The organism is Cobetia sp. Dlab-2-AX (assembly GCF_024124625.1).
In the GTDB taxonomy this organism is placed as follows: Bacteria; Pseudomonadota; Gammaproteobacteria; order Pseudomonadales; family Halomonadaceae; genus Cobetia.
Genome location: NZ_JAMXRV010000005.1, coordinates 280,651 through 295,618, shown reverse-complemented (window position 1 = coordinate 295,618; position 14,968 = coordinate 280,651). Strand labels below are relative to the sequence as shown.

Here is a 14,968-nt window from a genome sequence, read left to right as displayed (position 1 = left end):
GAGCGGGTCTGCCCCTTGCTCTTTCCTGGCTCTCCCAATGCCCGACCACTGTCCAGCCATGGCCCAGTCATAGCCCTCGCGCTGACCTCAAGTTGCCTGAATGGACTATCCATCGCCGAGCGAAGTTTATATGATGACTTCTGCACACAGTCCTTCGCCCTTCCCGGCGGAGGGCTGTTTTTTTGGTGTCCAGCAAGGCCTTGCTCGCAAGGGGCTGACACCACGACTGACAGGAGGTCTCATGGCCACACTTCCCTCGATCATCATCAATCGTCTGGACGCCGAACGCCTCGAGCGCCTGATTGATCGCGTTGCCGCCGCCGACCGTCAGGTGGCAGAACAGCTTGAGGACGAGCTGGAGCGCGGCGAGGTCGTCGAGCCTCACGAGGTGCCCGCCGATATCGTCAGCATGAACAGCCGCGTGGAGTTCACGGACCTGACCCGCCAGCAGACTCTGGTGCGCACGCTGGTCTATCCGCATGCGCTGCCCGGCCAGCAGGATGGCCTGTCGGTGCTGGCGCCACTGGGGGCTGCCCTGCTCGGCCTCAAGGTCGGTAGCCTCATCGAGTGGCGGCTGCCGGATGGCAGCCTGCATGAGGTGCGTATCGAGGCGCTGCATTACCAGCCGGAAAGTGCCGGCGACCTGCACCGCTGAAACGCCTAGCGCATCAGCAGGCGGCGGATAAGACCATGGATGGCGCGCGCTGTCGGCCCGTCGGCATAGGGCGGATACATCAGTCGTGCGCCATTCATGCGCCCCTTGGCGAAGATTCCCTTGGCCTTGCTGAGCGTCTGGAAGCCTTCCCTGCCATGATAATGCCCCATGCCGGACGGCCCGATGCCGCCGAACGGCATGTCATCCTGCGCCACATGCAGCAGGGTGTCGTTCAGACACATTCCACCCGCATGCGTCCCCTCGGTGACCCGCTGCTGTTCATGTTTGTCGTGGCCGAAGTAATACAGCGCCAGCGGCCGGGGCCGGGCGTTCACATAGGCCATCGCGACGGATAGCATATCCGCCGCGCCCTTCTCGCTGGACCCAGTCTTCTCCCTCGACTCGCGATCAGCCTCGTTCGCGTCCTGCACGACGGCCAGGCCGACGATCGGCAGCAGCGGGCCGAAGATCTCTTCCTGCATCACGCGCATCTCATCCGTCACATCGAGCAACGCCAGCGGCGGCATCAGACGCTTCTCGACCAGCTCCGGGTCGTTCCAGTCAGGGCTATCGACCAGCGGCCTGAGTGTCGCGCCCTTCGCCAGGGCGTCCTCGAGCACTTCGCGCAAGCGCTGGTACTGACGCTGATTGATGATGCGCGAATAGTCCTGCGTCTCGCAGAAGCGCGGATAGAAGCGCTGGAAGGCCTTGCCCAGCGCCGTGACCAGCAGCGGGACCTGGTCGTCACTGCACAGCACGTAGTCCGGCGCGACGCAGGTCTGGCCGGCGTTCATGCCCTTGCCGAAGGCCAGCCGCCCTGCTGCTTCACGACGCTGCGCCTCATCCGCCATCAGCTCACGCGACATGATCACCGGCGACTTGCCGCCCAGCTCCAGCGTCACGGGGGTCAGGTTATGCGCCGCGGCACGCATCACATGCTTGCCGACCGCCGTGCTGCCGGTGAACAGCAGATGGTCGAAGGGCAAGGCCGAGAAGGCCGCCGCCACATCGGCCTCCCCCGTCACGACTGCCACCTGCACCTCCTCGAAGGCATCGAGCAGCATCACGCGCAGCGCCTCGGCGGTCTCGGGGGTGAACTCGCTCATCTTGATCATCACCCGATTACCGGCGCTCAGGGCGCTGATCAAGGGGCCGATCGCCAGATAGAGGGGATAGTTCCAGGGCACGATGATGCCGACCACGCCCAGCGGCTGATAGACGACGCGCGCAGAGGCCGGCTGGAAGGCGGCGCTGACATGGCGCTTCGAGGGCTTCATCCAGCCCTTCAGGTGACGGCGCGCATGACGAATGCCTTCATAGCTCGGTACCAGTTCGGCCAGACGCGTCTCATGGGCGCTGCGGTGGCCGAAATCGGCGCTGATCGCCGCGATCAAGGCCTCCTCGTGTGACTTGAGCGCATCACGCAGCGCGGTCAGCCAGGCCTGTCGCTCGTCGGCGCTGGGCATCGGCGACAGGCCATAGGCGGCGCGCTGGTCTTCCAGCAGCGCCTGCATGCGCGTGATTTCCCGACTGGCAGCCTCGCGGCTCTCAGTAGACGAGCCAGCAGGCGAGGCAGCAGATTCAGCCGAGGTAGCAGACTCAGGCGAAGCAGGATCAACAGGGGTGGCAGTCGTCATGAGAACATCCAGTGAGGGCCGGCGGAGCCAGCAGCGAAGGCAGATAGCCACAAGTATGGCATACCAGCCGATAGCGACCGGCGCGAGGAGAATCGCCGGCGTGGTTCACCCCGTTTTAGAACACTCGTTTGATGGCGTCAAAGAAAGTCGCCTGCGCCGCTATCGCGCGCCGCAATGCAAAAAGCCCCCGCACCGTGAGGTACGAGGGCTTTTCGGGTGTCGACCGGCAATGCCGGTGACGGGAATTCGTTGGCGCGCCCAGCAGGATTTGAACCTGCGACCCCTGCCTTCGGAGGGCAGTACTCTATCCAGCTGAGCTATGGGCGCGCATGCCAGGGTTGCAGTGAACCGAGGCGCGCTTATGGTAACGTCTTGATTCTACGATGTCGAGATATCCCGCCAGCCATGCGGTTGCTGCGCCTCCGGCGAGCGCTATACTGGCTCGATACACAGCCCCAAAAGGTGCACGCCATGCAAGCTCGCCGGCCAGCTGATTTTCCCCTCAAGCGCTCTCCCCTGTCATTCTCATTGAGCGCGATGCTGTTCAGCGTGCTTGTCAGCGCATCCGCACAGGCCGCAGACAACTCCCGCGAGGCGATTGCCGAGCGACTCAAGCCGGTGGGCGAGCTATGCGTGAAGGGCGACGCCTGCGCCGGTGATGCCTCGGCAGCAAGCTCACAGCCGGCGGACAGTGGCGCTGGCGGGCAAGCCAATGCCGCCAGCGCGATAGACGGCGAGAAGGTCTACGGTGGCATCTGCATGGCCTGTCACACCACTGGTGCCGCCGGGGCCCCGCGCCTGGGCGAGGCCGGCGACTGGGAAGGCCGTCTCTCCAAGGGCGACGAGACGCTCTACACCCACGCCATCCAAGGCTTCAATGCCATGCCGGCCAAGGGCGGCAACCCGGCGCTTTCCGATGAGGAAGTGAAGGCCGCGGTGGATTACCTGCTCGATTCCGTGCGCTGAACCTCAGCGCACAGCACCCGACGGTAAACATCAGCCCAGCAACGAACGCAGGCCCGCGATGGCATCCCGTCCGCGGGCCACTTTCTTCTCCTGATCCTGCGGCTTGTCGGCCCGCCCTTCCCACTCGAGGTCTTCCGGCGGCAGCTCGTCCAGGAAGCGGCTCGGTACACAGTCCATCATCTCGCCGTAGGTCTTGCGCTGGCGCGCCAGCGTCAGCACCAGAGTACGCCGCGCCCGCGTGATGCCCACGTAGGCGAGGCGGCGCTCCTCCTCCACCGTGTCCATCTCGATGGAGTTGCGGTGCGGCAGCAGGTCTTCCTCCAGCCCCAGCACGTAGACATGCGGAAACTCCAGGCCCTTGGAGGCATGCAGCGTCAGCAATTGCACGCGGTCCGAGTCATCTTCCTCGGCCTGCTGCTCGAGAATGTCGCGCAGTACCAGGCGTGAGATGGCCGCCGCGACATCGCCAGTCTCAGTATCGCCGATCATCGCCTCGCTGCCTTCGAGCTCCTCCACCTCTTCCTGCGGATTGCCGCTGATCGACTTCTCGAGCTGATCGACCAGAATCCAGACGTTGGCCATGCGCCGCTCGGCGATCTTGGGCGCACTGGCGTTCTGATACAGCCAGCCTTCGTAATCCACCTCGCGGAACAGCTCGCGGATCGCGCTGATCGACTGGCCGGCGTCCATCTCGCGGCGCACGCGGTCCAGCGTGTGGGTGAAGCGGCCGAGGCGGTCCAGCGCCCGCTCGCTCAGCTGCTCGCGCAGGCCCATCTCGCTGCAGGCGGCGTAGAGCGACACACCACGCCCGGTGGCGTAGTTGGCCAGCTTCTCCAGCGTGCCCGGCCCGACTTCCCGCCGCGGCACATTGACGATGCGCAGGAAGGCGTTGTCGTCCGCCGGGTTGATCAGCAGACGCAGGTAGGCCATCGCGTCCTTGATCTCGTTGCGCCCGAAGAAGGAGGTGCCGCCGGAGAGCTTGTAGGGAATCTGGTAGTGCTGCAGCTTCAGTTCCAGCAGGCGCGCCTGGAAGTTGCCGCGATAGAGCACCGCGAAGTCACGCCATTCGGCGCCTTCCTTGATGCGCCGCGTGAGAATCTCGCCCGCCACGCGCTCGGCCTCGGCCTCTTCGTTGCGATTCATGATGATGCGGATCGGGTCGCCATCGCCCATCTGCGACCACAGCGTCTTGTCGTAGACGTGCGGGTTGTTGGCGATCAGGGTGTTCGCCGCGCGCAGAATGATGCCGGTGGAGCGATAGTTCTGCTCCAGCTTGATCAGGTTCAGGCGCGGGAAGTCCTCACCGAGGGTGACGAGGTTCTCGGGGCGCGCGCCGCGCCAGGCGTAGATCGACTGGTCATCATCGCCCACCACCGTGAAGGTCTGGCGCTCCTGCATCAGCATCTTCACCAGCAGGTACTGGCTGATGTTGGTGTCCTGATACTCATCGACCAGCATGTAGTGGATGCGCCGCTGCCAGCGCGCCAGTACCTCGGGGTGATCACGGAACAGCACCACCGGCAGCAGGATCAGGTCATCGAAGTCGACCGCGTTGTAGGCCTTGAGATGCCGGTTGTAGGCCTCGTAGATCACCGCGGCGTACTGGGCGTCTTCATCCTCGGCATGCGACAGCGCCGCCCCGGGCAGGACCAAGTCATTCTTCCAGGTGGAAATCTGACTCTGCACCGCGTTGATCTGCTCGGCGTCGGTGTCGGCTTCCTTGTGCATCAGCTCCTTGATCAACACCTTGGCGTCATCGGTGTCGAACAGCGAGAAGCCCGGCTTGTAGCCCAGCGTCTTCAGCTCGCCGCGGATGATGGTCAGCCCGAGAGTGTGGAAGGTCGAGACGATCAGCCCGTGGCCCTCTCGGCCCTTGAGCATCTTGCCGACACGCTCCTTCATCTCGCGCGCCGCCTTGTTGGTGAAGGTCACGGCGGCGATGTTGCGTGCCTTCATGCCGCATTCCTGCACCAGATAGGCGATCTTGGTCGTGATCACGCTGGTCTTGCCTGATCCGGCACCGGCCAGCACCAGACAGGGGCCATCGATGGCGCGCACGGCTTCCTGCTGGCGGGGGTTGAGCTTGGCGAGGCGATCACGGATCTCGGTCATCACGGTGTCCTGCTGGGCGAAGAAAGGGAGCGGAAATGCATCTCACGCGGGGCGATGGTCGATCAATCTAGGGCTGGCCGATCAATCGCGTGCTGGTCGATCAATCAAGGATTGCGGCGCCGGCGAAATCGAGCTGACGCCAGCTCTCATAGACGACCACGGCGACGGCATTCGACAGGTTCATGCTGCGGCTGTCGGCCAGCATCGGCAGGCGCAACACCTGCTCACGGGGCAGACTGTCGAGCATCGCCTGTGGCAGGCCGCGGGTCTCGGGGCCGAACACCAGCGCATCACCGGCCTGGAAGCTGGCCTCATGCGGCGCGGTGCGCCCACGCGTCGAGAGCGCGAAGACCCGCGAAGGCCTCACGCTCGCCACGAAGGCATCGAGGCTGGCATGGCGCTGCACACGTGCCCACTCATGATAATCGAGTCCGGCGCGGCGCAGGCGCTTGTCATCCAGCTCGAACCCCAATGGCTCGATCAGATGCAGGCGGTAACCGGTGTTGGCACACAGCCGGATGATGTTGCCGGTATTGGGCGGAATCTCGGGCTGATAGAGCACGATATCGAGCATGAGCAGACTCGCGGCAGAAGGCGAAAACAGGGGGCTGGCCGGCGATGATCACCTGGCCATGACAACGCAAAGCGGGCCCCGAAGGGCCCGCCATCTTACCGCAATGCGTGACTCACGCGGAGCACGCGTTGCCGAGAACCATGCTCAGAACTGCAGACGCATGCCGACCAGCGGGCCGGAATCCAGTGTGCGTTCGTCACGGTTCTCGAAGTCGGCCTTCACCTTGCGATAGCCGACATAGCCCTCGACGTTGTCGATGACCTGATAGCGTGCGCGCAGGCCGTATTCGTAGCTGTGCTCGAGGTCGTTGCTGGTCGCGACGTCCGGGGTCACGTAGCCGTAGCCACCCAGCGAGACGCGCGGTGCGCCCGGCAGGTAGTAGTAGCCGTAGCCGCCGAGACCCAGACCGCCGCCGTCACCGTGGTCGGTGTCGTACTGGCTCCAGCGTGCGCCGAGGCCCACGTCGTATTCGCTGGTGCGCTCGGTGCCCAGCAGCTGGACGTGGCCGGCCGTGACGTCGTCGTGGTCATCGCTGGACAGGATACCGCCGCCGAGCTGGACGCCATTGCTGATCTCGCCATTGATTTCGCCCTGAACGGCTTCACTATTCAGGTTGAGGTCAGCGTTGCCGGCCATGGCCGGGGCGGACAGACTGGCCGCGAGGATGGCTGCCGAAAGGCCGAGAATGTTACGGTGAGCTGTCATGTATGCACCTCTGTACGTGACTGGGAAGGTAATGCTGCGCGGGTCATGAACGCTCTCAGGCGCCCTGGAGACCGTATTGCGCACGATAGTCGCGAATCGCGACCGCATGCCCAGACAGTTCCTGCTGTGCGTATTGTTCCAGATATTCGAGCACCTGGTCGAGCGTCACGATACTGACCACGGGCATGGAGAAACGTGCCTCCACTTCCTGAATGGCGCTGTTCGCCTTCAGGCCTCCCTCACCATCGGGAGCGCGCTCCTGGCGGTCCAGTGCGATCACGACGCCCGCCGCCTTGGCACTCTCGGCGTGGATGATCTCCATCACTTCGCCGATGGCGGTGCCGGCGGTGATGACATCATCGATGATCATCACGCGGCCTTCGAGGGGCGCGCCGACCAACGAGCCCCCTTCACCGTGGGTCTTGGCTTCCTTGCGATTGAAGGTGAACGGCATGTCTCGATCATGATGGTCAGCCAGCGCCACGGCCGTCACGGCACCCAGCGGGATACCCTTGTACGCCGGACCGAACAGCACATCGGCCTGCAGGCCTGATTCGACGATGGCACGCGCATAGAAGCGTCCCAGACGCGCCAGGGCCTGTCCGGAGCGGAATAGACCAGCATTGAAGAAGTAGGGGCTCACCCGCCCGGACTTGAGCGTAAACTCGCCAAACCGCAGCACGTCCTGCTCGATGGCAAACTCAATGAACTCCCGCTGGTAGTCCTGCATCCGATATCACCTTTGAATTCGTTAGCCATTTACCAAATCGTCTAAAGCTCGGGTATCATACAGGCGCGACGAACCAGGGACCACGTATGAAAATCGCTACAGTTAACGTCAATGGTATTCGAGAAGCGGTCAGCCGCGGCTTCCTCGACTGGCTTGCCAGTCAGGACGCCGACGTCGTCTGCATCCAGAACCTCAAGGCCAAGAGCTTCGAGCTCGACGACAGCATCCTCTACCCGGAAGGGTACGAAGGCTACTTCCTGGACGCCGAAAAAGACGGCTTCTCAGGGGTTGGCCTCTATTGCCGCCAGATTCCCAAGGCCATCATGTATGGACTGGGCTTCGAGCAGTGCGATAACGAAGGCCGCTACCTGCAGGCCGATTACGACCGCTTCAGCATCTGCTCTTTCCTGATGCCTGACGGAAGTGATCCGGCTGCCAAGGGCGCCTTCATGGAGCAGTATCAGGAATACCTCAGCAAGCTGCGCCGCAAGCGTCGTGATTACATGATCTGCGGCACCTGGCATGTGGCCCACAAGACTGTCGACCTCGCCAACTGGTCCGACAATCAGATGACGCCGGGCTTCAAGCCGGAAGAACGCGCATGGATGGATCAGGTCTTCGGCCCGATCGGCTTCATCGACGCCTTCCGCGAAGTCAATCGCGATGCCGACCAGTACTCCTGGTGGCCAGCGCTGGACAGTGACCAGCCGCGCGCCCGTCAGGAAGGCTGGCGCCTCGACTATCAGGTCATCGACCCGAACCTGCGTCGTCATATCAAGGACGCCTGGATCGACACCGATGCCACCTTCAGCGAGTTCGCACCGGTCATCGTCGAGTACGACCTCGAGCTGTGATGTACGCTGTCACCCCTTGAGCGTTCGGCCTCGGGCCACCCTGCCAGTCGCATGATGTGCCTTCGGGCACTGACGAAAACGCCCCCATCGCTTGCGCGGTGGGGGCGTTTTCTGTCTGGCATCAAGCGCTCATGACATGACACTCATGGCATCGCTCTCATGGCATGGCCCTGATGACACAGCGCCGTGTCGCAGGACTCAGGCGTCGGCCGGCATGCCGAGTGCGGCGCGCTGCGCGGCGAACAGCTGCTCACCGGTACGCTCGGCGAGATCCAGCAGGGCATTGAGCTCGGCGCGATCGAAGGCCGCTCCTTCGGCCGTACCCTGCACCTCGATCAGCCCCTTGCCTTCGGCCATCACGACATTCATGTCGGTATCGGCCTTGCTGTCTTCCGGGTAGTCGAGATCGGTGACCGGCACACCCTTGTAGATGCCGACCGAGACGGCGCTGACCAGACTCACCAGCGGATCGGTCTTGATCTTGCGCTCACGCTGCAGGCCCTGCAGCGCATCGACCAGTGCCACACAGCCACCGGTGATCGCCGCGGTGCGCGTGCCACCATCGGCCTGCAGCACATCGCAATCGATGGTGATGGTGTATTCGCCCAGCTTCTTGAGGTCCACTGCGGCGCGCAGCGCACGGCCGATCAGACGCTGGATCTCCACCGTGCGGCCACCCTGCTTGCCACGCGCCGCTTCACGATCATTACGGGTGTGGGTCGCACGCGGCAGCATGCCGTACTCGGCGGTCAGCCAGCCCTTGCCGGAACCACGCAGCCAGCGCGGCACGCCCGCCACGACAGAGGCGGTGCACAGCACGCGGGTCTCCCCGAACTCCACCAGCACCGAACCCTCGGCGTGACGAGTGAACTCACGGGTCAGGCGGATCTCGCGCGGCTGCTCCGGGGTACGGCCACTGGGACGGATCACGTTGGCTTCGCTCATGGGGATTCCTTGTTGCAGTATTCGGGAGGCCAGAGTCTACACGCCGCAGCCACGGGCGACGACCTTCGCGCCGCGCGGGCCTGACCCGCGCCTGATCACTGGGCGCTCAAGAGCGGCACGCGTACACTTCAGGCTATCAGCGCGGTCGCTCATGCGCCGCCTCTCTCTCGACAGCCAACCGACAAGGAGCACGTCATGGTCCACAGCATGACCGCCTTCAGCCGCCAGACCCATGAAGCCGACTACGGCACCCTGACGCTGGAGCTGCGCTCGGTGAACCAGCGCTATCTCGAACCGCACTTCCGCCTGCCCGACAGCCTGCGCGAACTCGAAAGTACCTTCCGCGAAGGCCTGCGCAAGCGCCTCAACCGCGGCAAGGTCGAACTCTCGCTGCGCTTTGACGCCGAAGCCGGTGCCGACAGCCTCGCTGTCGATGCCAGACGCCTGGGCGAACTCAGCCGCGTGCTCGCCGAAGTCGGCCAGCACTGCCCGGACGCCCCGCAGCCCTCACGCCTCGCCCTGCTCGACTACCCCGGTGTGCTGGTGCGCGAAGGCGCCGATCAAGAACGCATCAAGGCCGATGCCCTCAGCCTGTTCAAGCGCGCGCTGGACGAGCACATCGAAGGCCGCGCTCGCGAAGGCGAACGCCTCGCCGAACTGATCAGCGCACGCCTCGATGGCGTCGACACCCACGTCGCCGAAGTTCGCCGCCTGATGCCCGACATCCTCGCCCGTCAGCGCGACACCCTGCTCGCTCGCCTCGAAGAAGTTCGCGCCACCCTCGACCCGCAACGCCTGGAAGCCGAACTGACTCTGATGGCCCAGAAGGCCGACGTCGATGAAGAACTCGACCGCCTCGACACTCACGTCGGCGAAGTCCGTCGTCAGCTCACCCAGAAAGGCCCCATCGGCCGCCGCCTCGACTTCCTGATGCAGGAACTCAACCGCGAAGCCAACACCCTCTCCTCCAAATCCGTCGTCGCCGACACCACCCGCTGCGCCGTCGAGCTCAAGGTGCTGATCGAACAGATGCGTGAGCAGATTCAGAATATTGAGTGATATCCCGCCAAAGGAGTTAGCAGGATGAGCAGACCCGAACCATGGAGTGGTGAAGAAGTCACAGCGATTGTCGAAACGTACAAGAAGATGCTGATTGCAGAACTGTGTGGCCAGCATTACGTGAAAACAGACCACAATCGTGAGCTTGCCGAGAAATTAAATAATCGCTCAAAGGCTTCTATCGAATTTAAGCATCAAAATATCAGTGCCGTACTGCGTGATGCCGACTGCCCCTATATCAACGGCTACAAGCCGATGAGTAACTATCAGGGCATGCTGGTCGATGTTGTTGAGCGCCACCTGCTGCGTACTGAGCTATTCGATCAGGCAGCACGCAATGCAGCAGACCGGCCGGTCATTGATGCACCGGCCCCCAAAGATACTTCCATCATTGTCACACCACCGGAGTCCAAGACGCCTCAGACCAGCGTGCAGGAGGCCAAGCAGCGTTACGCGACGCCCACACCGGTTAAGCGCGACTACTTGGCACGAGAAGCCCGCAACCATGCTCTAGGGAGTGCTGGCGAACGCTTTGTGGTGGCCTTTGAGAAGATGCGCCTCAGAAAAGAAGGCCGCACATCGCTGGCCGAGAAGGTCGAACATGTGGCGGAAACCCAGGGCGATGGCTTGGGCTATGACGTTCTGTCCTTTGATGCGGATGGACGAGAGCGTTGGATCGAGGTGAAGACGACGGCATTTGCCAAAGAGTGCGCTTTTTTTATCACGCCAAATGAACTCAAATGCTCGCAAGCCAATCCTGAGCACTACCATCTTTTCCGCATTTTTAGCTTCTTAACCCAACCCAACATTTACTGCTTGAGGGGTGACCTCTACCCGCAATTGACGCTCAACCCGCAGAGCTATCGCGCGCACCTGCTGTGAATGTCTGGTGCCCGTCCCTCAGCAATTGAAACTTTGCCCGACAAGCGCCATCTTGTCTGCATCCCTCGACTGAGGGCTTTTCCGCTCAAGGAGTCAGGCATGTCTATCGAACAAGTGCTGTACCGTGCAGAAGCCACCACCACTGGGGGTCGTGAGGGTAAGTCGCGTTCTTCCGATGGGGCGTTGAATGTCACCCTGAGCACGCCGAAGGAGCTGGGCGGTGGTGGCGGTGAAGGCACCAACCCGGAGCAGCTGTTCGCGGCGGGTTACTCTGCCTGCTTCATCGGTGCCATGAAGCACGTGGCCAGTACTGACGGCGTGACACTGCCGGAAGGCTTGGAGATCACTGGCAAGGTGGGCATCGGCCAGATTCCGGCCGGCTTCGGTATCGAAGTCGAGCTGGATATCAGCCTGCCGGGCATGGACAAGGCCGAGGCGGATGCGCTGGTCGAGAAGGCGCACCAGGTGTGCCCCTACTCCAACGCGACGCGTGGCAACATCGATGTGACGCTGAACGTCAGCGTCTGATGACTGACGGCTGATCGCCAGACACAAAAACGCCGCCCCTCGGGGCGGCGTTTTTGATAGTGCGAGACGCTCATTGCTTTCTAGCGTGCGAGTCGATCAGACGCCCTGCTCGCGCGCCATGCGGCGGGCAATCAGCGGAGCGTTCCACAGGCTGGGCAGCAGAATCAGCGACACCGGCACGGCGGTGACGACGATGAAGGATTGCAGCGCATTGATGCCGCCATTGCCCATCGAGATCAACAGCGCCGCGACCACGCCCATCATCAGGCTCCAGAACACGCGCACGCCGCGCGGCGGGTTGTCGTTGCCGCTCATCACCATCGAGACCGCGTAGGTCATCGAGTCACCGGTGGTGGCGACGAACAGCGTGGTCAACACGAGGAACAGCACCGAGATGGTGAAGCCGAACGGCAGCTGCTGAGTGATGGCAATCAGCGCTGCCGGCAGATTGAAGCCGGTGAACGGGCCGGAGACGCTGCCCGGGTTGCTCAGCTCGAAGGCCAGACCGCTGCCACCGATGATGGTGAACCACAGGCAGGTGACCAGTGGCGAGATGACCGCGATCAGCAGCACCATCTGACGCAGGGTGCGGCCACGCGAGATACGCGCGACGAACATCGCCATCAGCGGACCATAGCCGATGAACCAGCCCCAGAAGAACAGCGTCCAGCCATTCAGCCAGCCATCGTCACCCCGGAAGGAGGACATGGCGACGAAGTCACCGACGTAGCGCACCAGGCCCTGCGGGAAGGCTTCGAGCAGGAAGCCGGTAGGGCCCATGATCAGGATGAACAGCAACAGGGCGCCACCGAGCAGGACGTTGGTGCTGCTCAGGAACTGGATGCCACGGGTCACGCCGCTGACGGCGGACAGGGTGTAGATGACGGTCAGCAGGAGCAGCAGCGTGAGCTGGGTCGCGTAAGTATCGGGAATGCCGAACAGCGCATTGAGGCCATAGCTGACCTGCAGACCGAGGAAGCCGATGGGGCCGACGGTACCGGCCACCACTGCCAGCACGCAGCAGGCATCGACCAGCGCCCCGATGGGACCACGCATGACGCGGTCGCCGAACAGCGGATAGAGCAGCGTGCGCGGCTTGAGCGGCAGGCCCTTCTCGTAGTGCAGGTACATGAAGATGATGCCGGTCAGGCTGCCGAGCATCGCCCAGGCCAGAAAGCCCCAGTGCATGAAGCTCTGCGCCAGCGCATTGTAGGCGGCATCGGCATTGCCCGTCGGGGCATCCGCACCGAACACCGGCGGCGGTGAGGTGAAGTGAGCGATCGGCTCTGCCGCTGCCCAGAAGACACCACCGCCCGCCAGCAACGTGCACAGGATGATGGCCATCCAGCGCAGCGTCGAGATATCCGGCGCCGCCAGCCCGCCCATGCGCACCCGTCCGGTACGTCCGAGGGTCAGCACGATGGCGATGACGAAGGTCGCCAGCATCAGCGCTTGCCAGTAGGCACCGAAGTATTGGGTCGAGACACCGAAGGCACTCTGGATGAGCGCGGAGACAGCGTCGAGATCCACCAGTGCGGCGATGGCGAACAGTGCCAATACGCCACCACTGATGATGAAGACGGGCCAGTCGATACCTTGCGGGGTGTGGGCGGGTTCAGCGGGGGGATTTACCGGTGTGGCGGAGCCGGACGAAACTGTCCGGGAAGAATCCGTCATTAGTCAGCCTCTGGGCATGATCTGAGTGACGGGGCAGTGTATCAGCCGTAGAACGCTGAACTGTGACACAAGCCGTTGTTTTTACACCCATGTAACGCGACGTATCACCAAGCCTACAGCCGTTTTACATCCGGGCATCGGTGATAACAACTCATGACCTTCCTGACCTGCTTCAGCTACCATCTCCGCGCCATGCCAGGCTGATCCGAGCTTGACGACATGCAAAGGCCGCGCGGAATCCAACGCCCCGCCCGCACACAGGACATACATACCGACGGTGATGATGAACTGCACCCTCACACCTCCACTGAGGAGGAAGACAGGCCAGTCCAGACGGCGGGAGCTGTCGAGCACGCCAAGCTCGGAATCCGCAGGCGATGCTGCTTGATGACAGGCCTGCCACTCCATGATTGCAAGCAAGGGCTCGCCGCGGGAGCGCACAGCTGCGAGGATGGAGTCTCACGGTGGCCAGCCTGCCGGTCGCCTTCTATCCACTGCCGCTCGCGGCCCCTGCAACGAACGCAAGCCATGACCTCGCCCCGTCGCCGCATCTTCACCCCCGCGATGAAGCGTCGCAATCAGCATCTGCTCAAGGACGTGACCTGCGCCCAGAGCACACCGCTCAATGTCGCCTTCATTCTCCTGGAACATTTCTCGATGCCCGCCTTCACCAGCGCCCTCGATGTGCTGGTCACGGCCAATCTACTCAGAGACGTTCCCTTCTATCGCATTCACACCTTCGGGGTGACGACGGGCAGCGTGCGCAGTGATCTGGGCATCGACATCATGGCCAGCGCCGGGCTCGAGTCGCTGGGGCAGGCGCAGATCGACATGATCATCGTGTGTGGCGGCTACCGGGTGCAGCTGGACGAGATACCCTTGCTGAGCGAAGTCTTGCGGCGAGCCGACCGTCAGGGCTGTCGCCTCGGCAGCCTGTGGAATGGCAGCTACTTCCTGGCGGCCGCCGGGGTGATGGCGGGCCATCGCTGCACCATCCATCCCGAGAATGCGGCGCTGTTCCGCGAGTCATTCCCCCAGCTGGAGCTGTCACGTGCTCAGCTGGTGGTGGAAGCGGCGCGCTTCAGCTGCACCAATGCCGGCAGCGCGCTGAACATGATGCTGGAAGCCATGCGCCAGCGTCACGGCGATGACCTGGCGCGCAGTGTCGAGGAAATCCTCGCCTGCGAGCGCCCCGCGACGCCCAGTCCCTGGCATCCGGATCAGACGCTGCCCGCGCCGGACAGCCAGCACCCGGAGGCACTTCGCACCATCCTCGAGCTGATGAGCAGCAACCTCGAGGAGCCTTTGAGCATGAGCGAGATCTCGCACTGCGTGACGCTGTCACGCCGCCAGATCGAGCGCCTGTTCACCCGCCATCTGGATACCACGCCCTCGCGCTATTATCTGGAGCTGCGCCTGACCCGGGCCCGCCAGCTGCTGACACAGGGCAGCGCCAGCATCACCGAGGTCACCGTGGCCTGTGGCTTCGTCAGCACGACCCACTTCAGCCACTGCTTCCGCGATTACTTCGGCATGTCGCCGACGCGTGCGCGTCAACAGCGCTGACAGTGTCCTGTTGCTGACGTGCCGGTGCCGCTACCAGGACAGCCCTGCACAGACTGCCTTCCACAGACTTTTCGCCAC

The 14,968-nt window shown here is 63.2% G+C and carries 14 protein-coding genes and 1 tRNA gene; 7 read left to right on the top strand and 8 right to left on the bottom strand.

The annotated features are described in order from the left end of the window. Positions 1–241 precede the first annotated feature (241 nt). Entirely contained in the window at positions 242–655 is a 414-nt protein-coding gene (gene rnk, locus NH396_RS10940; protein ID WP_175090630.1) for a nucleoside diphosphate kinase regulator, read from the top strand. Between the two features lie 5 nt (positions 656–660). Here rnk and NH396_RS10935 read toward each other — a convergent pair whose 3' ends face one another. Both NH396_RS10935 and NH396_RS10930 read right to left on the bottom strand, forming a co-directional pair. Then, the gene (locus NH396_RS10935; RefSeq protein WP_253063577.1) at positions 661–2,292 is read right to left on the bottom strand and encodes a coniferyl aldehyde dehydrogenase; all 1,632 of its coding nucleotides are present in this window, start codon (positions 2,290–2,292) and stop codon (positions 661–663) included. Between the two features lie 250 nt (positions 2,293–2,542). Then, positions 2,543–2,619, bottom strand: a tRNA-Arg gene (locus NH396_RS10930). Positions 2,620–2,763: 144 nt separating this feature from the next. Between NH396_RS10930 and NH396_RS10925 the strand changes: the two genes are divergently transcribed. Continuing rightward, positions 2,764–3,258 (top strand): c-type cytochrome, encoded by a 495-nt coding sequence (locus tag NH396_RS10925; RefSeq protein WP_176678525.1) that lies wholly within the window; start codon positions 2,764–2,766, stop codon positions 3,256–3,258. Between the two features lie 30 nt (positions 3,259–3,288). On the opposite strand, the gene rep is transcribed toward NH396_RS10925, so the two are convergent. The 4 genes from rep to pyrE all read right to left on the bottom strand — a co-directional run bounded on the left by rep (position 3,289) and on the right by pyrE (position 7,379). Beyond that, complete coding sequence (rep, locus tag NH396_RS10920) at positions 3,289–5,370, bottom strand: DNA helicase Rep (RefSeq protein ID WP_176678526.1); 2,082 nt, start codon at positions 5,368–5,370, stop codon at positions 3,289–3,291. Between the two features lie 100 nt (positions 5,371–5,470). After that, entirely contained in the window at positions 5,471–5,944 is a 474-nt protein-coding gene (trmL, locus tag NH396_RS10915) for a tRNA (uridine(34)/cytosine(34)/5-carboxymethylaminomethyluridine(34)-2'-O)-methyltransferase TrmL (RefSeq protein WP_176678527.1), read from the bottom strand. A gap of 144 nt (positions 5,945–6,088) precedes the next feature. Then, on the bottom strand, positions 6,089–6,649 hold the full coding sequence (locus NH396_RS10910) for a YfaZ family outer membrane protein (RefSeq protein WP_175090625.1): 561 nt from the start codon (positions 6,647–6,649) through the stop codon (positions 6,089–6,091). Positions 6,650–6,704: 55 nt separating this feature from the next. Next, entirely contained in the window at positions 6,705–7,379 is a 675-nt protein-coding gene (gene pyrE, locus NH396_RS10905; protein ID WP_176678528.1) for an orotate phosphoribosyltransferase, read from the bottom strand. 86 nt (positions 7,380–7,465) lie between these two features. Here pyrE and NH396_RS10900 point away from each other — a divergent pair, with 86 nt between their 5' ends. After that, a complete protein-coding gene (locus tag NH396_RS10900) occupies positions 7,466–8,233 on the top strand; it encodes an exodeoxyribonuclease III (RefSeq protein WP_043331765.1) in 768 nt (255 codons plus the stop codon). Between the two features lie 198 nt (positions 8,234–8,431). Here NH396_RS10900 and rph read toward each other — a convergent pair whose 3' ends face one another. Continuing rightward, on the bottom strand, positions 8,432–9,178 hold the full coding sequence (gene rph, locus NH396_RS10895; RefSeq protein WP_176678529.1) for a ribonuclease PH: 747 nt from the start codon (positions 9,176–9,178) through the stop codon (positions 8,432–8,434). A gap of 195 nt (positions 9,179–9,373) precedes the next feature. On the opposite strand from rph, the gene NH396_RS10890 reads away from it, so the two are divergent. From NH396_RS10890 to NH396_RS10880, 3 genes are all read left to right on the top strand, one after another. Then, positions 9,374–10,237, top strand: coding sequence for a YicC/YloC family endoribonuclease (locus NH396_RS10890; RefSeq protein ID WP_176678530.1), 864 nt, complete (start codon positions 9,374–9,376; stop codon positions 10,235–10,237). Between the two features lie 24 nt (positions 10,238–10,261). Next, positions 10,262–11,119 (top strand): DUF3883 domain-containing protein, encoded by an 858-nt coding sequence (locus tag NH396_RS10885; protein WP_253063575.1) that lies wholly within the window; start codon positions 10,262–10,264, stop codon positions 11,117–11,119. Between the two features lie 99 nt (positions 11,120–11,218). Continuing rightward, on the top strand, positions 11,219–11,647 hold the full coding sequence (locus tag NH396_RS10880; RefSeq protein WP_176678531.1) for an Ohr family peroxiredoxin: 429 nt from the start codon (positions 11,219–11,221) through the stop codon (positions 11,645–11,647). 96 nt (positions 11,648–11,743) lie between these two features. Here NH396_RS10880 and NH396_RS10875 read toward each other — a convergent pair whose 3' ends face one another. Continuing rightward, positions 11,744–13,324: a BCCT family transporter gene (locus tag NH396_RS10875; protein WP_176678532.1), complete on the bottom strand. Its 1,581-nt coding sequence runs from the start codon at positions 13,322–13,324 to the stop codon at positions 11,744–11,746. Positions 13,325–13,852: 528 nt separating this feature from the next. On the opposite strand from NH396_RS10875, the gene NH396_RS10870 reads away from it, so the two are divergent. Next, entirely contained in the window at positions 13,853–14,890 is a 1,038-nt protein-coding gene (locus tag NH396_RS10870) for a GlxA family transcriptional regulator (RefSeq protein WP_176678533.1), read from the top strand. The last annotated feature ends 78 nt before the right edge of the window (positions 14,891–14,968 follow it).